The following is a 21964-nucleotide window of genomic DNA, read 5'->3' on the forward strand; positions in this document are numbered from 1 at the left end:
CCGGGCCTACGCCCCGAAGCGCACGCCGGTCAGCTGCTCCGACACCTCCCACACGCGGCGGGCCTCCTCGGCGCTGCGCAGCGGACGGTACAGCGCGTGCTCGGCTGGAGCGCCGCCGAGGTGGCCGGGCCCGCTCGGGCCGTAGAGCGCACCGGGCTTCGCCGTCGGCTCCGTCGCCGCCATGAGCGCCGGGAGCCCCGCGCTCTCCAGCGTGCCGAGAAGGATGCCCCGCGCCGACAGCCAGCGGATGATCCGCACTCCCGTCGTGTCGCCGCTGCGCCCGATCTCGGGCCGCGCGGCGAGCAGACTCGTCGGAGCCACCCCAGGATGCGACAGGTTGCTCGTGATGCCCCACCCGTGCGCGCGACTGCGGCGCTCGAGCTCGAGGCCGAACAGCCCGAAGGCGATCTTCGACTGGCTGTACGCGCGCTGCCCGTCATAGCGGCGCTCCCACTGCAGGTCGTCCCAGTTGATCCGTCCGCGCCGCGCCGCGATGCTCACCTGCGACGTGACCCGCGCCCGTCCCGCGCGCAGCAGCGGCAGGATCCGCCCGACGAGCGCGACGTGCCCGAGGTGATTCGTCCCGAACTGCAGCTCGAAGCCATCCGCCGTCGTCTGCCTGGATGGCGGCGTCATCACCCCGGCGTTGTTCACGAGGAGGTGCACGGGGCGGCCCTCCTCGAGGAGCGTGTCTCCGAGCGCCGCGACGGAGTCGAGCGACGACAGGTCGAGCGCGCGCAGCACGAGCCGCGCGTCGGGGCGGCGCGAACGGATGGCCGCGGCCGCGGCCTCGCCCTTCGCCGCGTTGCGGACGGGCATCACGACCTCGGCACCGGCCGCCGCGAGGCGCTCGGCGATGACGAGGCCCATGCCGTCGCTCGCGCCCGTGACGATCGCGCGCTTGCCGCGCAGGTCGGGGATGGTGATGTCGATCGGATGGCGTGGCATCGGCGTGCTCCTCGGCTCGGATGGCTGTCGCATCGATGCTCGTCGGGTGCGGCGGGCGCATCCAGGGACTGCCGATCCGCCCCTCGCGAGAGGGGGATCCGCGATCCGTGGCACGCGGGGCCCGGGTCGTGTGAGATGGGGACGTGACCACGATCGACCGACCCGCGCTCGCGGAGTTCCTGCGGCGGCGCCGCGAGGCGCTCCAGCCCGAGGACGTGGGCCTCGCCCGCGGAAGCCGACGCCGCACGGCCGGGCTGCGTCGCGAGGAGGTCGCTGCGCTCTGCCACATGTCGACCGACTACTACGCGCGTCTCGAACGCGAGCGCGGGCCGCAGCCATCCGCTCAGATGCTCGCCGCGATCGCGCAGGGCCTGCGTCTCTCGCTCGCGGAGCGCGACCACCTCTTCCGGCTCGCGGGGCAGCAGCCGCCCGATCGCGGGTCATCCGAGCACGTCAGCCCCGGGCTCATCCGCATCCTCGATCGCCTGACGGACACCCCCGCCGAGATCGTCACGGAGCTCGGCGAGACCCTGCGGCAGACGCCCGCCGGCGTCGCGCTCACGGGAGATCTCACGGCGCACGAAGGCCCGTTCCGGAGCATCGGGTACCGGTGGTTCGCGGATCCCGATGCTCGGCGACTCTATGCTCCCGAGGAGCACGCGTTCCTGTCGCGGATGTACGTGTCGGGGCTGCGCGAGCTCGCCACGCTGCGCGGTCCGTCGTCGCGGGCGGCGCGGTACGCCGAGCTGCTCCTGGCCGAGAGTGCGGAGTTCCGCGAGCTGTGGGAGCGCCACGAGATCGGCATCCGGCCGCGCGACGTGAAGCACTTCGTCCATCCGGAGGTCGGCGCCCTCGAGCTGCAGTGCCAGCGGCTCATCGACCCGGAGCAGTCGCACTGCCTGCTCGTGTACACCGCGACGCCGGGCTCGGAGAGCGCCGAGAAGCTGCGCCTGCTGTCGGTGATCGGCGCGCAGTCCCTGGCGTGACGCGGGGGGTGACGCCGACCCTGGGAGACTGAGGACGTGACCCGCGCGCAGACCGTACTCGACCGCATCGTCCGCGGCGCCGAGGAGCAGGGCTTCGTCGCCCACGGCGTGCACGTCCGCATCGGCGACGACGCGGCCGCGCACCTCTGGGCCGAGGACATCCGCCGCGACATCCACTCCGCCGCGAAGGGCGTGTGCGTGATCGCGGCGGGCATCGCCTCCGACGAGGGCCTGTTCGATCTCGACGCCCCTGTCGCGACGTACCTTCCCGGCATCGCGCTCGGTCAGGGCGTCGATGCCGTCACAACGCGGCACCTGCTGACGATGACGAGCGGCATCGACTTCCCGTGGTCGGAGACGATGATGACCGACTGGCCCGATCTGGCGCGGGAGTTCCTCGGGCGTCCGTCGCAGGGCCGCGTCTTCCAGTACTCGAATGCGAGCACGTACACCGCGATGCGGGCGCTGGGCGCGGTCGTCGGCGACGTGCACGGATGGCTCGAGCCGCGGCTGTTCGCGCCGCTCGGCATCGTCGGCTCGGCGTGGGAGCGCTGCCCGAACGGGTGGATCGTCGCGGGCGGCGGCCTCTCGCTCACGCTCGACGAGTTCGCCCGGATCGGTCGCCTCATCCGCGATGGCGGGCGGTGGGATGGCCGGCAGCTCGTCTCGCGCGGATGGATCGACGCGATGCACAGCGACTGGATCGAGCGCGACGCGAATCCGGGGTACGAGCGCTACGCCCTCGCCGGCTGGGGCGGGCCGGGGGAAGCGTGGCGGCTTCACGGCGCGTATGGTCAGCTGCTCATCTTCCTCGACGATGCCGTCGTGACGATCACGGCCGACGATCACTTCGGCGCCGACGAGATGGCGGCGAAGGCGGTCGCGGCGCTGTTGCGGTGACACTCCCGTCGGTGTCTCGCTCCTGCGTCTCCGCCACCACGGTCGGCGGACGACCCATGTCTCACTCGCCGCGGTTATTCGCCCCGCTTACCCGCGGCAAACGAGACATGCAGAACCGGGCGTCGGAAGCCTGGCAGACTGACCGCGTGACCGCGGCACAGACAGCCCTCGACCGCTTCGTCCGCGCCGTCGATGCAGAAGGGCTCGGCGCGTACGGCGCGCACGTCCTCATCGGCGACAGCACGGCCGAGCACCGGTGGCGCAGCGACGACCGCGAGAACGTCTACTCCGTCTCGAAGGGCGTCTCGGCGCTGGCGATCGGCATCGCGATCGACGAGGGCCTCGTGACGCTCGACGAGCCCATCCGCTCGTACCTCCCCGAGCTGGAGTTCGGCGCGGGTACCGAGGAGGTCACCCTCCGGCACCTGCTCACGATGACGAGCGGCATCGACTTCGCGTGGTTCGGCGACGAGCCGGTCCGCTGGGACGACCTCGCTCAGGAGATGCTGCGTCGGCCATCCCGCGGGCGCGTCTTCCAGTACTCCGACGCGAGCACGTATGTCGCGATGCGGGTTCTCGGCGCCCGCGTCGGCGACGTCCGCGACTGGCTGCTGCCGCGGCTGTTCGATCCGCTCGGCATCCACAATCCGCAGTGGCATCGGTGCCCGCTCGGATGGATCGTCGGCGGCTCGGGACTCGAGCTCCGCACATCTGAACTCGCCCGAATCGGGAGACTCCTTCGCGACCGCGGAGCGTGGGATGGCCGGCAGCTCGTCTCCGCCGAGTGGATCGACGCGATGCACGGCACCTGGGTCGACGTCGGAGAGCCCCCATATGCCCGCTACGGCATAGCCGTGTGGGAGGGCCCCGGTGACGCCTGGCGCCTCGACGGACGCTACGGCCAGTACGTCATCGTGCACGAGCGACGCGACGCCGTCCTGACGATCACCGCGCACGAGGAGTCCCGCGACCACCGTCTGGCCGAGCTGGCCGTCGAGGCGCTCGACGGGTCCATCCCCTGACCCATGTCTCACTCGCCGCGGGTTTCCGCCCCGCTTACCCGCGGCAATCGAGACATGCAGACGCGGCGCGAGGCAGAGCGCCGCGCGGGCCCTCGACGGAACCCCGCAGGTGCCTGGCAGACTGAACCGATGACCTCGGCACAGGCCATCCTCGACCGATTCGTCCGAGCCGTCGATGCAGAGAACCTCGGTGCCTACGGCGCGCACGTGCTCATCGACGACGACACCGCCGAGCACCGGTGGCGCAGCGACGACCGCGAGAACGTCTACTCGATCTCCAAGGGCGTCTCGGCCCTCGCGGTCGGCATCGCGATCGACGAAGGCCTCGTGAGCCTGGATGAGCCCATCCACTCCTCCCTCCCCGGCATGCGGCTCGGCGAGGGCGTCGAGGAGGTGACCCTCCGGCACCTCCTCACCATGACAAGCGGCATCGACTTCGAGTGGTTCGCGCTCGACCCCGTGCCCTGGCCCGACCTCGCGCAGGAGATGCTGCGCCGGCCATCCCGCGGCCGCGTCTTCCAGTACTCCACCGTCAGCACGTACGTCGCGATGCGCGTGCTCGGCGCGGTCGTCGGCGATGTGCGCGACTGGCTCCTGCCGCGCCTGTTCGATCCGCTCGGCATCCACAACCCGCAGTGGCATCGCTGCCCTGCCGGATGGATCATCGGCGGCAGCGGCCTCCAGCTCCGCACCGAGGAGGTCGCGCGCATCGGGCGGCTCCTCCGAGACCGCGGAGCGTGGGATGGCCGGCAGCTCGTCTCCGCGGAGTGGATCGACGCGATGCACTCCGATTGGGTCGACACCGGAGCGCCCGAGCCATCCGCGCGGTACGGACTCGCGGCCTGGGGCGGGCCGGATGGCACCTGGCGACTCGACGGGCGCTACGGCCAGTACGCGATCATCGACCCGACGCGGAACGCGGTCTTCACGATCACCGCGCACGAGGAGACGCGCGATGCCCGCCTCGGCGAGCTCGCCGTGGAGGCACTGCGCGGGTGACCCGCGATCGAGCCCCGCGTCACGGGGCCGCGAGGCGACGCGCGGCCTCGACGACCGCCGCGCGATAGCGCTCGTCGTCGGTCCCGACGCCCGTGATCATCCGGACCACCTGCGGCACCAGGGCGCCGTATCCTGCGAGCGCGAGCAGGAGCACGTGCAGCATGTCGGCATCGAGCGAGGTCGTGAGCGCGCCTGCGTCCTGCGCCACCCGGATCTCATCGGTGCGGCGCGCGTACCGCTCGACGCGCTTCTCCTCATCCGGCACGGCGTCGGTGTAGGCCAGCGCCTCCCATGCGAGCAGGCGGATGAGCTCGGGATGCGCCTGATTGAAGTCGACCAGTCGCGACTCGAATCCGCCGACATCGTCGATGCCCGTGGCGACGTACGGAACCGACACCGCCCCCTCCGCGACCTTCTCGCGAAGCACGAGAGCGAACAGCTCGGGCTTGCCGCCGAAGTAGTTGTAGACCCGCTCCTTGTTCACGCCCGCGCGCTTCGCGATCCGCTCGATCGTCGTGCCGTGCTGGCCGTGCGCGACGAACTCCTCCGTCGCCGCCTCGATGATCTTGCGCTTCGTGCCCTCGACGTCCCAGGCCATCCGCTTCCCCATTTCCAACGCCAGCGTTGCTTATTGCCCTCCACGGTACTACAGTGACTTCCAACGTGAACGTTGGATTTAGTGAAGAAGGCACCATGACCGAGTCAGCCAGCCCCCGAGGGATGTCCGCCGGCGCGACGCTCCTGTTCGCCGTCGCGGCGGGCGCCGCCGTCGGCAACCTCTACTGGGCGCAGCCGATTCTCGACGTGATCGGCGCGGACGTCGGCGTCTCCGCGAGCACCGCGGGCCTCATCATCACGGTCACCCAGCTCGGCTACGCCGTCGGCGTGTTCTTCCTCGTCCCGCTCGGCGACGTCGTCGACCGCCGGCGCGCCATCCCGCTCTTCATGCTGCTCGCCGCCGCGATGCTCGGCTTGAGTGCCCTCGCACCGACCTTCCCGATCCTGCTCGCGACGCTCGGTCTCGTGGGCGTGAGCACGGTGTCGGGGCAGTTCCTGGCGCCGCTCGCAGGCGACCTCGCGACCGACGCGCAGCGAGGGCGCGTGCTCGGCACCGTCGCCTCGGGGCTGCTGCTCGGCATCATGATCGCGCGCGCGGTGAGCGGCATCGCGACCGACCTCATCGGATGGCGCGCGCTCTACGCCCTCATCGCGCTCGTCATGGTCGTGCTCGCGTTCGTCATGTGGCGCTCGCTGCCCCGGCTCGAGCCGCGAGCGCGGGTGTCCTACCCCGCGCTCCTGGCATCGGTGCTGCGCACGCACCTCGTGAGCGCGACCGCGCGGGCGGTGGGGCTCATCGGCGCGGCGGCGATGGCGAGCTTCACGCTCTTCTGGACGGCGCTCACCCTCCTCCTCTCGACCGAGCCCTTCGGCTTCTCCGCGACCCAGATCGGCCTCGTCAACCTCGTCGGGATCGGCGGCGCGGTCGCGGCGCAGCTCGTGGGGCGCCTCTACGACCGCGGACTCGCCGTGCCGGCGATCGGCGCGGGTCTCGTGCTGGCCATCCTCGCCTTCGCCGTGTCGGGAGTCGCGCCGCACTCGCTCATCGCGGTGATGGCGTCGATCGCCCTGTACTCGATCGGCGTGCAGTCGGTCATGGTCCTCACCCAGACCCGCATGCTCGCCATCGATCCGTCGGCGCGCAGCCGGCTGAACACGGTGTTCGTGGTGGGAAACTTCCTCGGCGGGTCGGTTGGCTCGACGCTCGCGGTCGCACTGTGGGATCTCGGCGGGTGGCCGCTCGTCATGGTCGCCGCCGCGGCCATCCTCGCGTTCGCCCTGGTCGTCTGGACCCTCCAGCGCCGACGCTCGCTCGCCCTCTGACCCGACGCCTCCCCGGGGCATGTCCCCCAGAGGCGCGGGGCTCGAGGGCCGCTCCCCACGAGGGAGCCCCGCGCCTAGCATGGACGCGTGCAACCCCTCCTCGACTTCCTCGGCGACTACTGGTGGCTCGTCTTCCCATTCATGGGCGTCGCCAGCGGCTTCGGCGGATGGTGGTCCAAGCAGTCGAAGGAGCGTCACAAGCGCCGCCTCGAGCTGATCAAGGCGAAGAGCGAAGCCCGTGCGGTCGAGATGCAGGCGCGGGCGCAGCTCAAGGCGTCGAAGGCGCAGGATGGCCCCGCCGAAGACATCGAGGCCGACGACGCGGCGAGCCGGCAGGCCAGGCTCGCGCGCCTCATGGCGACGCACGACGAGGTCATGCACCGCTGGCTCGACTACGAGCTCGACGTCGCGAAGCTCATCGCGTTCCCGACGATGAGCGACGGCCGCCAGCCGCTGACGGCCGCCTTCCTGCGGGCGAAGAAGGTGGCGGATGGCCTCCGCCCAGCGTCCGCGGACGTCAAGATCGATGCGGCGACGCTCGCGGAGTACCGCGACGCCGTGCACGACTTCGAGGTCGCGTTCGACATCGCCGAGCAGGATGCCCGACGCGTGCGCGACAGCGGCTTCACCGAGGACGAGCGCCGACGCCTCGACCGCGCACAACAGCTCCTCCGCACCGCGGTCGACCAGTCGGCCACAGCGGCCGAGCGCCAGATCGCGTACAAGCGCGTGCGCGAGGAGCTCGACGGGCTGATCGTCCTCTCCGACGACGCGGTCGAGGTGCTCGAGAAGCAGGTCGCCCCTGAACTCGAGGCCGGGCGCCCTGCCGCGACCCCGAAGCCCCGAGAGACCCCGAAGGCCCCGGCGCGGCCCGAGCGGACACCCCTGCGCCCGCCGGCGCCCGAGGCCTGAGCCCTCCTGCGGCACCACCTCGACGACGACCGCGAGCCCGCGCACGTCGAGATCGCGGTCGCCGTGCTGTGGCATTGAGCGGACGCGCGCTCGCGACCCTTTGGCTGCGGCCGGCACGGCGCTACGTTGAGGCACATGGTGGCGATCGAGACGAAGGCGCTCCACAAGCGGTACGGGCAGCACACGGCCCTGCACTCCCTCGACCTGCGGGTCGAGCCCGGCACCGTGTTCGGGCTCATCGGCCCGAACGGCGCCGGCAAGACCACGACGCTGCGCATCCTGCTCGACGTCATCCGGCCATCCGGAGGCGAGGTCCGCGTGCTCGGCGAGGACCCGCAGCACGGCGGCCCCGCGCTGCGCCGCCGCATCGGCTACGTCCCCGGCGAACTGCGGCTGGATGGCCGCACGACCGGGCGCGGGATGCTCGACTTCTACGCGAAGGTCTCCGGCCCCGTGCGAGCCGGGCGGATCGACGAGCTCGCCGACCGGCTCGGGCTCGATCTCGACCGCCGCGTCCGCACCCTCTCGAAGGGCAACAAGCAGAAGCTCGGGCTCGTGCAGGCGTTCATGCACGAGCCCGAGCTGCTCATCCTCGACGAGCCGACGAGCGGCCTCGACCCGCTCGTGCAGCGGGCGTTCCTGCAGCTCGTGCGCGAGGCGCGCGACCGCGGGCAGACGATCCTGCTGAGCTCGCACGTGCTGAGCGAGATCCAGCAGGCGGCCGATGAGGTCGCCGTCCTGAGTGCGGGCCGCGTCGTCGCGGCGGGCGACGTCGCCTCGCTGCGCCTCGGCGCCGTGCGCCGCATGCGCGCGGGCATCGCAGACGCCTCGGTCGCATCGGTGCGGGACGCGCTCGGCCGGACCGGCGCGGAGACGACCCTGCATGACCTCGAGGTGACGGATGGCACGGGCCATGTCCGCGTGGCGGTCACGATCGAGGGTGACGTCGACCCGATCGTGAAGGTGCTCGCCCGGTTCCGCGTCGTCGACCTCACCCTCGAGGAGCCCGACCTCGAGGAATCCGTGCTGCGGCTGTACGGCGAGGGAGCGGGCGCAGAAGCCGCCCGGTCCCGCCGACCGGCGACGCCGCCCTCATCCGCGCCCGCGGACCCGCCGCCATCCGCACCCGCACCCGCACCCGCACCCGCACCATCCGATCCGCCGCGCCTCCGACGCGACCGCCGGCGACAGCCATCCGGAGCCGCCTCGTCCGGAGACCTGCCCTCCGCCGGGCCGGTCCAGCACGAGGGAGGCGCGCGATGATCCCCGTGTTCATCCGCACGCTCGCCGAGTCGTGGCGCGGCCTCCTCGTCTGGACGCTCGCGCTCACCGCCGTGATGATGCTCTACCTCTCGCTCTACCCGAGCATCGGCATCGACGGGCAGATGATGCAGATGCTCGAGACCCTGCCGCCCTCGCTCGTGAACACCCTCGGCTTCGACCAGATCACGTCGGGCGCGGGCTACGCGCAGGCGACGTTCTACGGCATCCTCGGATTCGTTCTGCCGACGGTCGCCGCGATCGGCTGGGGCTCCGCCGCGGTCGCGGGCGCCGAGGAGCAGGGGCGCCTCGAGCTCGACCTCGCCCACGGCATCTCGCGCACGGGCTACGTCGCCGGGCAGGTGCTCGCCCTCGTCGCACGGCTCGCGTGGCTCGGCGTCTACTCGGGGTGCCTGCTGCTCGCCGTGAACTCGCCGTTCGAACTCGACCTCGCGCGCGAGAACGTCATCCCGCAGACGCTCGCCGCGATCGGGCTGTGGCTCTTCAGCGGCGGGGTCGCGCTGCTCGTCGGCTCCCTCTTCGGCCGTCGCGCGTGGGCGACGAGTGCGGGTGCGCTCGTCGCGGCGGCGGCGTTCCTCTTCAACGGCGTCGCCAACCAGAACGACGACTTCGACGCGCTCCGCGCCCTCTCCCCGTACTCGTGGGCCTATCACGAGAGCCCGCTCCGCGAGGGATGGACGGATGGCCTCTGGCCGCTGTGGATCGGCGTCGTGCTGCTCCTCGCGGGGAGCGTGGTCGCGCTCACGCGGCGCGACCTGCGCGGCTGACCCCGCGGGAAGCGAGACACGCACAGCCGCACCGCTGGAAGCGGGACACGCAGAGCCGCCCCCGCGGGAAGCGGGACACAACGCAGGAGAAGCCGGGCTGCCCGAACCCGGACCTCGCGTAATCTCGCGGCTCCCCTCAGCGCGCGCTCGCAGATCTCCTGCACTGTGTCCCGCCCCCGCCCAATCCGCTCGACCTCCCGCCACGAAGAGGAGTCAGCGGAGAAGGGAAGCGCACATGTCACTGGCCATCATCGGGTTCCTCGGCGGACTGATCACGGGGATCTCGCCGTGCATCCTCCCCGTGCTGCCCGTCATCTTCCTCACGGGCGGGGCGCAGTCCGCCCGGAGCGGCGCCGACGACGGCAGCGTCTCGCGCTGGCGCCCCTACCTGGTCGTGCTCGGCCTCATGACGAGCTTCACGCTCGTGACCCTGCTCGGATCCCTCGCGCTCGGCGCGCTCGGCCTGCCCCAGGGCGTCATCCGCTGGGTCGGCATCGCGCTGCTGGCGCTCATCGGCCTCGGGCTGCTCGTGCCCGCGTTCGAGCGGCTCCTCGAGAAGCCGTTCACCTGGCTGCCCCAGCGCGAGGTCTCGAACCGCCGCAACGGGTTCGCCGTCGGGCTCGCGCTCGGCACGGTCTTCGTGCCCTGCGCGGGCCCGGTGCTCGCGGCGATCATCGTCGCGGGGTCGACCGGCCGCATCGGCCCCGAGACCGTCGTCCTGACGATCGCGTTCGCGGTCGGCGTGGCCATCCCGCTCCTGCTGTTCGCGCTCGCGGGGCGCGGCGTCATCGAGCGCATCCGCGCCTTCCGCCGCCGCGAGCGCGGACTGCGGATCGCGGCCGGCGTCGCCATGCTCGCCCTCGCGGTGGGCCTCGTGCTCGATGTCCCGGCCGCGCTCCAGCGGCTCGTGCCCGACTACACCTCGACGCTCCAGCAGCAGCTCGCCGAGGATGAGGGCGTGCAGGACGCGCTCGACCTCGGCGGCATCGTCACCGACGAGAACCGCGATCTCGATCAGTGCACCAACGGAGCCGACGAGCTCGAGTCCTGCGGCACGGCGCCCTCGATCCGCGGGATCGAGCAGTGGCTGAACACCCCGGGCGGCGCTCCCGTCGACCTCGAGAGCCTCCGCGGCGAGGTCGTGCTCATCGACTTCTGGGCCTACTCGTGCATCAACTGCCAGCGCAGCATCCCCCACGTCGTCGCGTGGGATGCAGCGTACCGCGACGCGGGGCTGCGGGTCATCGGCGTGCACTCGCCCGAGTACGCGTTCGAGAAGGACGCGGCCAACGTGCAGGCGGGCGCCGACGCCTTCGGCATCTCCTACCCGGTCGCCCTCGACAACGACCTCGCGACGTGGACGAACTACCGCAATCGGTACTGGCCGGCCCACTACCTCATCGACGCCGACGGGACGGTCCGGCACATCTCGTTCGGCGAGGGCAACTACGCCGCGACCGAGCGGATGATCCGCGAGCTGCTCGTCGATGCCGACCCCGCGGTCGCACTCCCTGAGCCGACCGCCGTCGACGACCGCACCCCCGTCGATCCCGATCGCACGCCCGAGACGTTCCTCGGCTGGACGAAGGACGTCAACTACGCGGGCGCCACACCGTACACGGGCGGCACGGCCCGCTTCGCCCTCCCCGACGAGCAGCCCCGCGACACGTTCGCTCTCGAGGGCTCCTGGACCATCGAGACCCAGTTCGCGACCCCGGCCGAGGCGCCCGCGACCATCCGCCTCGCCTACTCCGCGAGCGAGGTGCGCATCGTCCTCGCGGGAGAGGGGAGCATCACCGCACGCGTCGACGGCGGAGCCCCCGAGGAGATCGCGATCTCCGGCACGCCGCGCTCCTACGAGCTGCGCAGCGGCGACGCGCGCGAAGGCGAGATCGAGGTGACGGTCGATCCGGGCGTGGAGGTCTACTCCTTCACGTTCGGCTGAGCCGCGGGCACGGGAGCGGCGGATGGCCCCGGGGCCGTCCTCCGCTCCCGTCGCGTCGCTCAATCGGTCGGCATCACGGCGATCGGCTCGGTCGTCGGGACGCCGGTCGGCGACCCGCCCTCCTGCTCGATCGTCACGGCGACGACGTCGCCGGGTGCCAGCTCTCCGTCGAGCAGGAGCGGCTCGTCGACGCCGCCGTCGAACACCCCCGCCGGGAGCGGCTCGTCTCCGCGCACGAGCCAGAGCTCGTACTGGCGGCCCTCGTCGAGCGCCGGCGCCTCATCGGCGAGCACCACGACCTCGCCGACCGAGTGCGACCAGTGCATCTCGATCGCGCCCCCGCCCGGCAGCTCGCCCTCGAGCACCTGTCCGTCGTCGGCCTGCGCGATCTGCTCGAGCGCCACGACGGCGTCGGGCCGGTCGAGCAGGCGCCCGATCGTGAGCGCCGAGAGGCCGACCGCCGCGACGACGGCGACGGAGGCCGCGAGCGCGAACCAGCGGCGACGGCCCGGGCGCGCAGGCGCGGATGGCGCGGGCTCCGCAGGCGCGGATGCCGCGGGCTCGACGGCCTCGCCCGCCCGGGACCCCGCGGGCTGGGCGGGCGCATCGGCGCTCTGCTCGGGGGTCACGTCCGCGGGAGCCGCGGCTCCGGCGATCCGCGCGAGCAGCTGGTCCCGGATGGCGGCGGGCGGCGCGACCTCGGGCGTCGCATCGGCGAGCAGCGCGGCGGTCTCCTCATCGCGCTGCGCACGGGCGCGCAGCGCGGGATCCGCGGCGAGCGCCTGCTCCAGCCGGGCGGCATCCTCGGGCGACAGCGCGTGGAGGGCGCGGCCGGCGAGCAGCTCGTCGAGATCCTTCTCGGTCATGCCGGCACCCCCATCCAGGTCCTCAGGCGCGACAGCCCGTCGCGCATCCTCGTCTTCACCGTTCCGAGCGGCGTCGCGGTCATGGCCGCGATCTCGCTCTGCGAGTATCCCCCGTAGTACGCGAGGGTGAGCGCCTCGCGCTGCGCCTCCGGCAGGCTCTGGAGCGCCTCGACGACGCGTCGTCCCTCCATCCGGAGCTCCACATCCTCGGCGACCCCGTCGAACGGCACTCCGAGGTCCCGGAAGCCCACGCGAACATCCCGGTCGGTGCTCGCCTGCGCGGATCGCACGCGGTCGACCGCTCGGCCGTGCGCGATGGTGAGGACCCATGTCCTCCCCTGACCTCTGTTCGGAGAGAAGCGCGCGGCGGATTGCCAGATCTCCAGGAAGACCTCCTGCAGCACCTCCTCGCTCTGCGCGCGATCCACGAGCACCCGCAGGATGAGGCCGAAGACCCGGCCCGAGAGCATGTCGTAGAGCGACGCGAAGGCGCCCTGATCGCCGTCCGCGATGCGCACGAGGAGGTCCGCGACGTGGTCGACGGGTCCGTCGGCGTGCTCGCCCACCTCGACGCCGTCGATCACCATGCCCACAAGCATGCCGCATCCCCGTCACGAGGCGGTCCGCGGGCCATCCCGACGCGATTTCGAGATCGACCCATCCGATTCGCCGACCACCCCGAATACGTCGTGAAAGCCGAGAGGCACCGCCCCTCGGGGCACCCACCGTTGAAGAGGAGAACGCCATGTCCACGAAGAAGTCCACGTTCGCCGGCGCTGCCGTCCTGTCGCTCGTCGCCGTCTTCGGCCTCGCCGCCTGCAGCAGCGGCGCCACCACCGCCGAGGAGGAGCCGACGTCGGGCGATTCCGGCATGGTCGAGGAGTCGGCCGCGCCCGAGGAGACGACCCCCGAGGAGAGCCCCGAGACGATGGCCGACCCGGCCGCGAACCTCGTCGGGCCCGGCTGCGCCGACTACGCCGAGGCGGTGCCGGATGGCGCGGGCTCGATCGAGGGCATGTCCGCCGACCCCGTCGCGGTCGCGGCGTCGAACAACCCGCTGCTGACGACCCTCGTCTCGGCCGTGTCGGGAGAGCTGAACCCCGACGTGAACCTCGTCGACACGCTCAACGGCGACGAGTTCACGGTCTTCGCCCCCGTCGACGACGCGTTCGCGCAGATCGACGAGGCCACGATCGAGACGCTCAGCACCGACGCCGACCTGCTGACGTCGATCCTCACCTACCACGTCGTCCCCGGCCAGATCGCTCCCGACGCGATCGCCGGCACCCACACGACCGTTCAGGGCTCCGACCTCGAGGTGACCGGCTCGGGCGACGCCCTCATGGTGAACGACGCGACCGTCATCTGCGGCGGCGTCCAGACCGCCAACGCGACGGTCTACCTCGTCGACACGGTGCTCATGCCCGCGCAGTGACGTCCGAGGGGGGAGGGACAGCGGGCGGTCGGGCGCGAGCCCGGCCGCCCGCCGCGCACCCAGGAGCCTCTGCGTCTGCGCCCGAGTGCGCCGAGTATCCTCCGACCATGAAGGTCGCACGCGCAGCCGCCGCTCTCGCTCTCGCCGCCGCGATCGCGGGCTGCGCGGCCCAGACGCCGCCCCACGAGACGGCGCCCGAGGAGACCGCCGCACCCTCGCCGACGGCGGAGACCGCGCCGGCCACGGTGACGCCGACGCCCACTCCGAGCGGATGGACCGCGCCCGACTCGTGCGCGGGGATCGAGGCGGGCGCGACCGTCGACGGAGCGGACCTCGGTGCCTGCGTGCAGGACGTCCTCGTCGCGCAGGGGTCCGGGCGGATCAGCCTCAGCGGCCCGATGCTCCGCGGGACGGTGGACTTCACCTTCGAGCCCGACTATGCCTTCCACCTCGACGGCACGGGAGGCACCGACATCCCGTTCGACCTCTGGTTCGTCGACGGCGCGCACTGGCTCGACCGCGGCGACGGCGCCGTCGAGGCCGACGCGTCATCCGACGACCGCGACCAGCAGATCGCCGCCGAGGCCGCCGACTACGCGGCCCCGTTCTCGGATCCGCGGGCGATCGCCGAGCTCATCGCGGCGAGCCCCGCGTGGGAGGTGGCCGCAGAGCCGGCCGCCGCGGGCGTCTACCGCATCGCGAGCACCGCGCCGTTCCGCTGGAACGAGGTCGACGTCGACACGTTCGTCCTCCGCCTGGCGTCCGATGCGACGCCGCTGAGCGCCGAGGTCGCCCTCACCGTGCACGGCTTCGCCGGAACCGTGACGCAGACCTTCGAGCGGCTCGGTCAGCCCGTCGAGATCACGGCCCCGACGGGCTGAGCCGAGATCGGCGTTTCGACTCGCGGAGACCCGTGTCGAGCGAGGGAGCGCAGCGACCGAGTCGAGACATCGCTCAACGACCGAGAAAGACGAGCTCCCTCAACGACCGAGAAAGACGAGCTCCCTCAACGACCGCGTCGAAACATCGCTCACCGACGGGGAAGGAGCACCTCGGCGCGCCAGCGCTCGAGGACCTCGCGCACCGCGTCATCCTTCTCGTCGACGAGCGCGGCCTCGTACGCCTCCTCGATCACCGTCGCGATGCGCACGCGGCGGCCCGTCGAGGCCGAGCGCACCGCCGCCTCCACCATCGCGAGGCTCGCGACGTTCGACCGGGCGTCGGTCGAGGGCGTCTCCCCCGCGCGCACGGCGGCCACGAACTCGGCGAGCGAGCCCTCGATCTGCTCGGGAGCCGTGTCGAGCTCCTGCTCCACCGACCCGACGCCGATCTCCGCGCGCGGCGCGCCGTCGCCATCCCACTCGGCCGATCCGGCCTCGCCGCTGATGCGCCACCGGCCGTTCCAGGAGGTCTCGAGCCCCGGCGCGCACCAGCTCCCGCTGTAGGTGTAGCGCGCCCCGCCCTCGAACTCGAAGACCGCGACGGCGTTCGCGTCGCCGCGGTACCAGCTCCAGCTCGGGTTGTACTCCTCGGCGTACACCGCGACCGGGTCGCGGCCGATGAGATACCGCGCGGCGTCGAACTGGTGGATGGCCATGTCGACGAGGAGCACGTGCTCCATCTCCTCGCGGAAGCCGCCGAAGTGCGGTGCCCGGAAGAAGTCGGTCGTCACGGCGCCGATCTCGCCGAGCCGCTCGGTCTGCCGCTTGAGGGCGCGCAGCCCGTCGAAGTACCGGCGCGACTGGCTGATCATGAGCAGGCGGCCGTGCACCTCGGCGGCGGCCGCCTGGCGGAGGGCGTCCGAGACGGTCGGCGCCGCCGGCTTCTCGCACAGCACGGGGTAGCCCGCGGCGAGCGCCTCGACGTTCACGGGCAGGTGGGCGACGGGCACCGTGACGTTCACGACGACGTCGGCGCTGACCGCGCGCGCGACCTCGGCCGCCGACGTGCCCACCGCGACGTCGGTCAGGCCCGCGTCGGCGAGCGCGTCGTGCGCGGTCGTCATGTTGAGGTCGACGAGGCCGACGAGCTCCGTCTCATCCGAGGCGGTGATCGCCCCGATCCAGGCCCGGCCCATCCCGCCGGCCCCGACCTGCACGACGCGCAGGCGGCCATCTGATTGGCCGGTCAATTGTGCATCGCCCCTTCGTAGCCGCGTCCGTTGTAGAAGTCCTCGGTCTCGTACCGCAGCAGCGTCGGCACCGAGCGCTCCGGACGAAGAGTCTGCGCCCATGCGACGCCGTTCGCGATGACCTTGCGCACCTCGGCCTGGTGGTACACGGGGTAGTCCTGATCGCCCGGGCTGAAGTAGAAGATCTTGCCGAAGCCGCGACGGTACGTCATGCCGCTGCGGAACACCTCGCCGCCCGAGAACGTCGAGAGGAACACGAGCTCGTCGGGGGCCGGCACGTCGAAGAACTCCCCGTACATCTCCTGCGCGGGGATGATGAACGGATGCGGCACGCCCTGCGCGATCGGGTGCGTCGGGTCGACCGTCCACACGATCTCGTGGTCGTCCTTCGACCGCCACCGCAGCGTGCACGTCGTGCCCATGAGCTTCCCGAAGATCTTCGACCAGTGCCCCGAGTGAAGCACGAGCAGGCCCATCCCCGCCAGGACGTGCTGATGCACGCGCTCGACGACCTCGTCCGCCACCTCGCCGTGGGCCGCGTGCCCCCACCACACGAGCACGTCGGTCTCGGCGAGCACCTCCTCGGTGAGGCCGTGCTCGGGGTCGTCGAGGGTCACGGTGCGCACCGACACGCGGTCGCCGAGGTTCTCCTCGATGCCCTCCTTGATCGTCGTGTGCATGCCGTCGGGGTAGATGTCGCGCACGTTCTGCTGCACCTGCTCGTGGCGGTTCTCGCCCCAGACGATCACGCGGATCGGGTTGTTCGTCATCGATGTGTCCTTTCAGAGGTTCCGGAGGCTTACTTGACCGCGCCGCCCATCGCCCCAGCGGCGATGTAGCGCTGCGCGAGCAGCAGGAGGAGGATCGCCGGCAGCGACGACAGCACGGCCGTCGCCATCACGGCGCTCCAGTTCGACACCTGCGTGCCGAGGTACTGGTAGATGCCGAGCGTGACCGGGCGGATGTCGGGCGTCGTCGTGAGCGTCAGGGCGAAGAGGAAGTCGCTCCACGCGAAGAGGAACGCGAACAGGCCCGCCGTGATGAGCGCGTTCTTCGACACCGGCAGCACGATCGACCAGAACGCGCGGAACTGGCCAGCGCCATCCACGCGCGCGGCCTCGATGATCGAAGGGTGCACGTTCATCATGAACGCGCGCAGCACGAGGATCGCGAACGGGATCGCGTGCGAGGCGTCGGCGAGGATGAGCCCCGCGACGGTGTTGAGCAGCCCGAGGTCGTTGTACGCCGCATAGAGCGCGTTGGCGATGACGATGCCGGGGATCATCTGCGCGATGAGGATGACGAGCAGCGCGATGTTGATCCAGCGGTACCGGAACTGCGCGAGCGCGTACGCGGCCGGCGCCGCGATGCCGAGACTCACGACGACCGCGCCGACCGACACGATGAGGCTCGTGAGGAGGTTGCGGCCCTGGTCGGCGATCGCGCGCTCGTACCCCGCGAAGCTCGGCTCGAGCGGGATGAGCGCGGCATTGAGCGTGTTGCCGGACGGCTGCAGCGACGCGTTCACCATCCAGTAGACGGGGAACAGCATGATGCCGAGGAACAGCAGCCCGAGCGCGGTGTAGACGAGCGGACGCCGGCCGCCGGCCCGTCGAGCGGCCCGGGGGTCGACCGTGATGAGTGCGGTGGTCATGGTCGTCTCCTTACTCGTCCACGGCCTTGCGGGTGCCGCGCAGGTACACGAACGCGAACACGAGCGAGATGAGGATGAGGATGTTGCTGAAGGCCGCACCCACGCCGAACTCGAAGTCGATGAACGAGGTCTGGTACGAGCGGATGGCGATCGTCTGCGTCGCGTTCGCCGGCCCGCCGCCCGTGAGGCCGAGGATCACGTCGAGCACCTTGAGCGTGTAGACGACGCCGAGCACGAGCACGACGCCGATGACGGCGCGCAGGTTCGGCAGCGTGATGTGCCAGAACGCCTTCCACCCCGTGGCGCCGTCGAGCGACGCGGCCTCGTAGAGCTCGCCCGGGATGTCCTGCAGCCCGCCGTAGAGCAGCGTCACGTTGAACGGGATGCCGACCCAGATGTTCACGAGGATGACCGCGATGAGCGCGACGTCGGGGCTCGTGAGCCAGGGCACGGCGTTCAGCCCGATCGCCGTGAGGAACTGATTGAGGATGCCGCTGTCCTGATCGAGGATCGAGCGCCACGTCGCGCTCGCGACGATGAGCGGGAGCAGCCAGGGCAGCAGGAGCATCGCGCGCATGAAGCCGCTCAGCGGGAAGCGCTTCTGGAAGAACACGGCGAGCGCGAGGCCGATCACGAACTGGCCAGCGAGCGATCCGAGCGTGAACAGCAGGGTGTTGACGATGGCCGGCCAGAAGAGGTTGCTCGTGACCGCCGTGACGTAGTTCTGGAGGCCGACCCAGGGCGCCTCGCCCGTGAAGAAGGTCTTGGTCGTGTACTCCTGGAAGCTCATCATCAGGTTCTTGACGATGGGGTAGCCGAAGTACAGCAGGATGTAGACCCCCGCGGGGATCACGAAGAGCGCCTTGACGAAGTCGTCGCGCTGCAGCCGTCGGCGCGGACGTCGCGCGGTGGACGGGATCGAGGTCATCAGCGTCCTCTTCCTCGGGCCGGCCGGGCGCTCGCGCGCCCGGCCGGACGACGGGTGGTGGATCAGCCCTGCGAGGCCTGCTCGAAGGCCTCGGCCGGCGTGGCCTTGCCGGTGATCGCGAGCTGGATCGCGTCGTAGATCACGGTGGCGGCCTCCGGCCAGTCCTCGCCGAGCTTGCCGGTGCGGGCGCGGGCGTCCTTGATCTGCTCCGCGAAGGCGGCCATCTCGGGCACCTGCTCGACGTAGTCGTCGATGAGGTCGGTGCGCGTCGGCACGAGGTAGCGGCTCTCGGCGAGCGACATCGAGATGTCGGGGCTCGACATGCACTCGACGAACTCGGCCGCCTTCGCCTGCTTCGCTTCGTCGCCGGTCTGCGGGACGGTCCACACCTCGCCGCCGAGCGGGGCCACGGGCGTCTGGCCCTCCTCGTTCACGGGCACCTGCACCGAGTCCCACTCGACGTCGGTCTCGGCGAGCGCGGGGATCTGCCACGGGCCGTTGATCATCATCGCGGCCTTGCCCGCGACGAACTGGTCCTTGACGTCGCCCTGCTTCCAGTTGACGACGCTCGGCGAGGCGGATCCCGACTCGACGAGGTCGACCCACAGCTGCAGCGCCTCGGCGACCTCGGGGCTCGTGAGGTCGGTCTCGTCGCCGCCGTTCGTCCACATGAACGGCAGGAACTGCCAGCTGCCCTCGTAGTTCGCGATGGCCGAGAACGCGATGCCGTACTGGTCGCCCTGCGTGAGCTTGGCGGCGGCGTCCTTGAGCTCGTCCCACGTCTTCGGCGGCTCGATGCCGGCCTCCTCGAGCGCGGTCACGTTGTAGAACAGGCCGAGCGTGTTGACGGCCGGCCCGATGCCGTAGACCTCGCCCTCGTACGTCGCGGCGTCGAGGATCCCCTGCGCGAAGCCCGAGGTGTCGACGTCGAAGTCGCTGAGCGGCGCGAGGCCGCCGGTCGCGGCGATCTCCTGCACGTCGGGGTTGTCGAGCATGAGCACGTCGGGCAGCGTGCGCGACGACGAGCGCTGGAGCACGGTCTGGATGAGGTCGGCGCCGGGGACGGTCTCGCGGTCCAGCTCGACGCCGACCTCGGCGGCGCACGTGTCGAGGGCCTCCTGCACGAGGGTCTTGTCGGGCTCGTTGTTGTAGTAGTCGAGCACGGTGAGCGTGTCGGCGTCGCCGGAGCCCTGGCCGCCGCCTGCCCCGCCGCTGCACGCGGCGAGAGCGAGGGGGACGGCGGCGAGGGCCGCGGTGGCGGTGAGAGCGCGGGTCCTGGTGCGCATGGCGATACTCCTTCGTACGCGGTGGCGGGGGCGGATCCAGCGCTTCCCCTTCGGGCGGTTAAGCGCTTAGATGCTGTGTGAAAGAGTATGGGTTCGGGAACGGTAAGTTGTCAACCCCACGGTTTGCCCCGACTCGATTTCGGGAGAGGAGGATGATCGGATGGCCACGATGCAGCAGGTCGCGGAGCGCGCGGGCGTGTCGATCGCGACGGTCTCCTTCGTCGTGAACGGCTCGAAGAAGGTCCTCCCCCACACCCGCGAGCGCGTCGAGGCGGCCATGCGCGAGCTCGGCTACTCGCGCAACCACGCCGGCAGCGCCCTCGCCCGCGGGCGGACCGACATCATCGCGCTCCTCTACCCGGCCTTCGAGCGGAACCTCAGCGGAACGGCCATGACGTTCTTCACGAGCGCGGCCGACCGCGCGCGCGAGCGCGGGTACACGCTCGTGCTCTGGCCCGCCCACAACGAGGCCGCGGAGATCACCGAGCTCACCGCGAGCGGCCTCGTCGACGGCGTGCTCCTCATGGAGGTCCAGCTCGAGGACGGGCGAGTCGACCGTCTCAAGGAGGGACGGACGCCCTTCGCCCTCATCGGGCGCACGCAGGATCCGGAGGGGATGGCCTGGGTCGACGTCGACTTCGCTTCCTCGGTCGAGACCGCGATCGAGGAGCTCGTCGCGCTCGGCCACACGTCGATCCTCTACATCTCCGGCGCGACCGAGAAGCGCTTCGTGGCGCACGGAGGCGTGGCCCGCGCCCGCGAGTCGTATCTCCAGACCATGGCGCAGTCGGGGCTCACGGCGACGACGCTGACCTGCGGGGAGAACTCGGCGGCCGGTCGCCTCCTCGCCGCCGAGCTCGTGGAGCACCACCCCGACGCGACCGCGATCGTCCTCATGAACGAGCATGCCGCGCCCGGGCTCGCCATCGGGCTCGCGCAGCACGGCGTGCGGGTACCCGACGACCTGTCGATCATCTCGATCGGCACATCCGCGCACATGGCCTCGATGGCCGAGCCCGTCCTCACCCACATGGACTCCCCCGCCGCCGAGCTCGGCCGACTCGGTGTCGACGCGATCATCGAGCGCATCAACGAGCCCGACCGGCCGCTGCCGCAGACGCTCATCCCCTGCACGCCCGGCGAGGGCGCCTCCGTCGCGCGCGCTCCCCGCCGCTTGTAGAAGCGCACCTCGACCGCATGCTCGTTTCCGACATTGGGCGCCACGTTGCCGAGGGCTTCACGCACCCGCTCCGTCTGGCTGCGGTGATCGCACTCTGTGCCTGAATACAGGCGAGCTTGTCCCGGTACAGCGAGGCCCGCCGCAACTCCCTTGGCGACGAGGAGGATCCGAGCCGACTACTTGCTCGCGTCGACGTCGGTCAGATCTACCGGCCCCACGATGTCGAGGCCGCCCTTGTCCGAAACCGTGATCTCGATCTTGTGTCCATTCTTCGATGTGGCGGAAGTGCCGGGCTTCGGGCTCATGGTCGCGACATGGGTTCGCTTCCTGTCCACGCGGAAGCGTCGGGTGACCGTCGACACGTTGCCAGCGAGGTCGGTCGCCGAGAAGCGGATGGTGTACCAGCCGTCGACGAGCTTCGTGGGCAGCGACCAACGCCCCGACCACTCGTTCGCGTCGATCGACGCGGTACTCCCGAGCGTCTTCAGCAGTTGCTCGTTCGCGCCGTCGTATAGGTCGGCCGTGACCTGCGCCAGTCCGCTGGCGTCCTTCGCGGTGGCCGATACCTTGCCGCCGTTCGACCGAGCGAGCACGGCGCCATCGACCGGCGTGATGATGGCGGCCGTGGGGAGGGTGGTGTCCGATTCCGTCGTGGGTGCGCTGACGAAGCCTGCCTCGACCTTGTCGATGACCGCCCAGTCTCCGGCATGCCCGTCGACCGCGAAGCCGATAGTGAACGAGCTTCCGTTGACATCGGCGAGCAGTTCGACCTGCTGTGCGCTAGAGGTCCGCGGGAGGGTCTTCTCTGCGAGGACTGCGCCGGCGGCATCCTTGATCTGCATT

The 21964-nt window shown here is 71.2% G+C and carries 22 protein-coding genes; 12 read left to right on the forward strand and 10 right to left on the reverse strand.

Features of this window, described 5'->3' with window-relative positions; all coding sequences use genetic code 11:
- Positions 1 to 6: 6 nt before the first annotated feature.
- Positions 7 to 948, reverse strand: coding sequence for an SDR family oxidoreductase (locus M1D46_RS01665; RefSeq protein WP_456286401.1), 942 nt, complete (start codon positions 946 to 948; stop codon positions 7 to 9).
- A 143-nt stretch (positions 949 to 1091) separates the two neighbouring features.
- Here M1D46_RS01665 and M1D46_RS01670 point away from each other — a divergent pair, with 143 nt between their 5' ends.
- The 4 genes from M1D46_RS01670 to M1D46_RS01685 all read left to right on the forward strand — a co-directional run bounded on the left by M1D46_RS01670 (position 1092) and on the right by M1D46_RS01685 (position 4855).
- Positions 1092 to 1934 carry a helix-turn-helix transcriptional regulator gene (locus M1D46_RS01670; protein ID WP_456284151.1) on the forward strand — a complete coding sequence of 281 codons (843 nt, stop codon included), beginning with the start codon at positions 1092 to 1094 and terminating at the stop codon, positions 1932 to 1934.
- A gap of 36 nt (positions 1935 to 1970) precedes the next feature.
- Positions 1971 to 2834, forward strand: a complete 864-nt coding sequence (locus tag M1D46_RS01675; RefSeq protein WP_456286402.1) for a serine hydrolase domain-containing protein — start codon at positions 1971 to 1973, stop codon at positions 2832 to 2834.
- A gap of 146 nt (positions 2835 to 2980) precedes the next feature.
- Entirely contained in the window at positions 2981 to 3856 is an 876-nt protein-coding gene (locus M1D46_RS01680; protein ID WP_456286403.1) for a serine hydrolase domain-containing protein, read from the forward strand.
- Between the two features lie 129 nt (positions 3857 to 3985).
- Positions 3986 to 4855 carry a serine hydrolase domain-containing protein gene (locus tag M1D46_RS01685; protein WP_456286404.1) on the forward strand — a complete coding sequence of 290 codons (870 nt, stop codon included), beginning with the start codon at positions 3986 to 3988 and terminating at the stop codon, positions 4853 to 4855.
- A 19-nt stretch (positions 4856 to 4874) separates the two neighbouring features.
- Here M1D46_RS01685 and M1D46_RS01690 read toward each other — a convergent pair whose 3' ends face one another.
- Positions 4875 to 5453 (reverse strand): TetR family transcriptional regulator, encoded by a 579-nt coding sequence (locus M1D46_RS01690; protein WP_421075950.1) that lies wholly within the window; start codon positions 5451 to 5453, stop codon positions 4875 to 4877.
- Between the two features lie 95 nt (positions 5454 to 5548).
- Here M1D46_RS01690 and M1D46_RS01695 point away from each other — a divergent pair, with 95 nt between their 5' ends.
- From M1D46_RS01695 to M1D46_RS01715, 5 genes are all read left to right on the forward strand, one after another.
- Positions 5549 to 6736 carry an MFS transporter gene (locus M1D46_RS01695; protein ID WP_456286405.1) on the forward strand — a complete coding sequence of 396 codons (1188 nt, stop codon included), beginning with the start codon at positions 5549 to 5551 and terminating at the stop codon, positions 6734 to 6736.
- A gap of 87 nt (positions 6737 to 6823) precedes the next feature.
- Positions 6824 to 7648: a hypothetical protein gene (locus M1D46_RS01700; RefSeq protein WP_456286406.1), complete on the forward strand. Its 825-nt coding sequence runs from the start codon at positions 6824 to 6826 to the stop codon at positions 7646 to 7648.
- A gap of 135 nt (positions 7649 to 7783) precedes the next feature.
- Complete coding sequence (locus M1D46_RS01705) at positions 7784 to 8911, forward strand: ABC transporter ATP-binding protein (RefSeq protein ID WP_456286407.1); 1128 nt, start codon at positions 7784 to 7786, stop codon at positions 8909 to 8911.
- The gene (locus M1D46_RS01710; protein ID WP_456286408.1) at positions 8908 to 9696 is read left to right on the forward strand and encodes an ABC transporter permease subunit; all 789 of its coding nucleotides are present in this window, start codon (positions 8908 to 8910) and stop codon (positions 9694 to 9696) included. The genes M1D46_RS01705 and M1D46_RS01710 overlap by 4 nt, the downstream gene beginning before the upstream one ends.
- 235 nt (positions 9697 to 9931) lie before the next feature.
- Positions 9932 to 11641 carry a cytochrome c biogenesis protein CcdA gene (locus M1D46_RS01715; protein ID WP_456286409.1) on the forward strand — a complete coding sequence of 570 codons (1710 nt, stop codon included), beginning with the start codon at positions 9932 to 9934 and terminating at the stop codon, positions 11639 to 11641.
- Between the two features lie 59 nt (positions 11642 to 11700).
- Here the strand turns inward: M1D46_RS01715 and M1D46_RS01720 are convergent, their stop codons facing one another.
- Together M1D46_RS01720 and sigK are read right to left on the reverse strand one after the other, a co-directional pair.
- Positions 11701 to 12507, reverse strand: a complete 807-nt coding sequence (locus tag M1D46_RS01720) for an anti-sigma factor (RefSeq protein WP_456286410.1) — start codon at positions 12505 to 12507, stop codon at positions 11701 to 11703.
- Positions 12504 to 13106: an ECF RNA polymerase sigma factor SigK gene (sigK, locus tag M1D46_RS01725; protein WP_271174179.1), complete on the reverse strand. Its 603-nt coding sequence runs from the start codon at positions 13104 to 13106 to the stop codon at positions 12504 to 12506. The genes M1D46_RS01720 and sigK overlap by 4 nt, the downstream gene beginning before the upstream one ends.
- A 146-nt stretch (positions 13107 to 13252) precedes the next feature.
- Between sigK and M1D46_RS01730 the strand changes: the two genes are divergently transcribed.
- Positions 13253 to 13942, forward strand: a complete 690-nt coding sequence (locus M1D46_RS01730; protein WP_324013447.1) for a fasciclin domain-containing protein — start codon at positions 13253 to 13255, stop codon at positions 13940 to 13942.
- A 107-nt stretch (positions 13943 to 14049) separates the two neighbouring features.
- Positions 14050 to 14823 carry a hypothetical protein gene (locus M1D46_RS01735; RefSeq protein ID WP_456286411.1) on the forward strand — a complete coding sequence of 258 codons (774 nt, stop codon included), beginning with the start codon at positions 14050 to 14052 and terminating at the stop codon, positions 14821 to 14823.
- 149 nt (positions 14824 to 14972) lie between these two features.
- On the opposite strand, the gene M1D46_RS01740 is transcribed toward M1D46_RS01735, so the two are convergent.
- The 5 genes from M1D46_RS01740 to M1D46_RS01760 all read right to left on the reverse strand — a co-directional run bounded on the left by M1D46_RS01740 (position 14973) and on the right by M1D46_RS01760 (position 19941).
- Positions 14973 to 16073, reverse strand: coding sequence for a Gfo/Idh/MocA family protein (locus M1D46_RS01740; protein WP_456286412.1), 1101 nt, complete (start codon positions 16071 to 16073; stop codon positions 14973 to 14975).
- Positions 16070 to 16843, reverse strand: a complete 774-nt coding sequence (locus M1D46_RS01745; RefSeq protein ID WP_456286413.1) for a ThuA domain-containing protein — start codon at positions 16841 to 16843, stop codon at positions 16070 to 16072. Before M1D46_RS01745 ends, M1D46_RS01740 begins: the two co-directional genes overlap by 4 nt.
- Before the next feature lie 29 nt (positions 16844 to 16872).
- The gene (locus M1D46_RS01750) at positions 16873 to 17727 is read right to left on the reverse strand and encodes a carbohydrate ABC transporter permease (RefSeq protein WP_324013441.1); all 855 of its coding nucleotides are present in this window, start codon (positions 17725 to 17727) and stop codon (positions 16873 to 16875) included.
- Positions 17728 to 17737: 10 nt separating this feature from the next.
- Entirely contained in the window at positions 17738 to 18655 is a 918-nt protein-coding gene (locus tag M1D46_RS01755) for a carbohydrate ABC transporter permease (RefSeq protein ID WP_271174185.1), read from the reverse strand.
- Between the two features lie 62 nt (positions 18656 to 18717).
- A complete protein-coding gene (locus tag M1D46_RS01760) occupies positions 18718 to 19941 on the reverse strand; it encodes a sugar ABC transporter substrate-binding protein (RefSeq protein ID WP_324013439.1) in 1224 nt (407 codons plus the stop codon).
- A gap of 160 nt (positions 19942 to 20101) precedes the next feature.
- Here M1D46_RS01760 and M1D46_RS01765 point away from each other — a divergent pair, with 160 nt between their 5' ends.
- Positions 20102 to 21121 carry a LacI family DNA-binding transcriptional regulator gene (locus M1D46_RS01765; RefSeq protein ID WP_456286414.1) on the forward strand — a complete coding sequence of 340 codons (1020 nt, stop codon included), beginning with the start codon at positions 20102 to 20104 and terminating at the stop codon, positions 21119 to 21121.
- Positions 21122 to 21297: 176 nt separating this feature from the next.
- On the opposite strand, the gene M1D46_RS01770 is transcribed toward M1D46_RS01765, so the two are convergent.
- The gene (locus M1D46_RS01770; RefSeq protein WP_456286415.1) at positions 21298 to 21963 is read right to left on the reverse strand and encodes an Ig-like domain repeat protein; all 666 of its coding nucleotides are present in this window, start codon (positions 21961 to 21963) and stop codon (positions 21298 to 21300) included.
- Position 21964 lies beyond the last annotated feature (1 nt).

The sequence above is a fragment of the Microbacterium sp. JZ70 genome (genome assembly GCF_053903225.1).

Excerpts from the sequence above, each read along its gene's own strand:
- M1D46_RS01765 (WP_456286414.1), top strand. The coding sequence starts at position 20,102 with ATGGCCACGATGCAGCAGGTCGCGGAGCGCGCGGGCGTGTCGATCGCG.
- M1D46_RS01685 (WP_456286404.1), top strand. The coding sequence starts at position 3,986 with ATGACCTCGGCACAGGCCATCCTCGACCGATTCGTCCGAGCCGTCGAT.
- M1D46_RS01730 (WP_324013447.1), top strand. The coding sequence starts at position 13,253 with ATGTCCACGAAGAAGTCCACGTTCGCCGGCGCTGCCGTCCTGTCGCTC.
- M1D46_RS01715 (WP_456286409.1), top strand. The coding sequence starts at position 9,932 with ATGTCACTGGCCATCATCGGGTTCCTCGGCGGACTGATCACGGGGATC.
- M1D46_RS01760 (WP_324013439.1), bottom strand. The coding sequence starts at position 19,941 with ATGCGCACCAGGACCCGCGCTCTCACCGCCACCGCGGCCCTCGCCGCC.
- M1D46_RS01665 (WP_456286401.1), bottom strand. The coding sequence starts at position 948 with ATGCCACGCCATCCGATCGACATCACCATCCCCGACCTGCGCGGCAAG.
- M1D46_RS01690 (WP_421075950.1), bottom strand. The coding sequence starts at position 5,453 with ATGGCCTGGGACGTCGAGGGCACGAAGCGCAAGATCATCGAGGCGGCG.
- sigK (WP_271174179.1), bottom strand. The coding sequence starts at position 13,106 with ATGCTTGTGGGCATGGTGATCGACGGCGTCGAGGTGGGCGAGCACGCC.
- M1D46_RS01720 (WP_456286410.1), bottom strand. The coding sequence starts at position 12,507 with ATGACCGAGAAGGATCTCGACGAGCTGCTCGCCGGCCGCGCCCTCCAC.
- M1D46_RS01695 (WP_456286405.1), top strand. The coding sequence starts at position 5,549 with ATGACCGAGTCAGCCAGCCCCCGAGGGATGTCCGCCGGCGCGACGCTC.
- M1D46_RS01735 (WP_456286411.1), top strand. The coding sequence starts at position 14,050 with ATGAAGGTCGCACGCGCAGCCGCCGCTCTCGCTCTCGCCGCCGCGATC.
- M1D46_RS01750 (WP_324013441.1), bottom strand. The coding sequence starts at position 17,727 with ATGACCACCGCACTCATCACGGTCGACCCCCGGGCCGCTCGACGGGCC.
- M1D46_RS01705 (WP_456286407.1), top strand. The coding sequence starts at position 7,784 with ATGGTGGCGATCGAGACGAAGGCGCTCCACAAGCGGTACGGGCAGCAC.
- M1D46_RS01710 (WP_456286408.1), top strand. The coding sequence starts at position 8,908 with ATGATCCCCGTGTTCATCCGCACGCTCGCCGAGTCGTGGCGCGGCCTC.
- M1D46_RS01745 (WP_456286413.1), bottom strand. The coding sequence starts at position 16,843 with ATGACGAACAACCCGATCCGCGTGATCGTCTGGGGCGAGAACCGCCAC.
- M1D46_RS01770 (WP_456286415.1), bottom strand. The coding sequence starts at position 21,963 with ATGCAGATCAAGGATGCCGCCGGCGCAGTCCTCGCAGAGAAGACCCTC.
- M1D46_RS01755 (WP_271174185.1), bottom strand. The coding sequence starts at position 18,655 with ATGACCTCGATCCCGTCCACCGCGCGACGTCCGCGCCGACGGCTGCAG.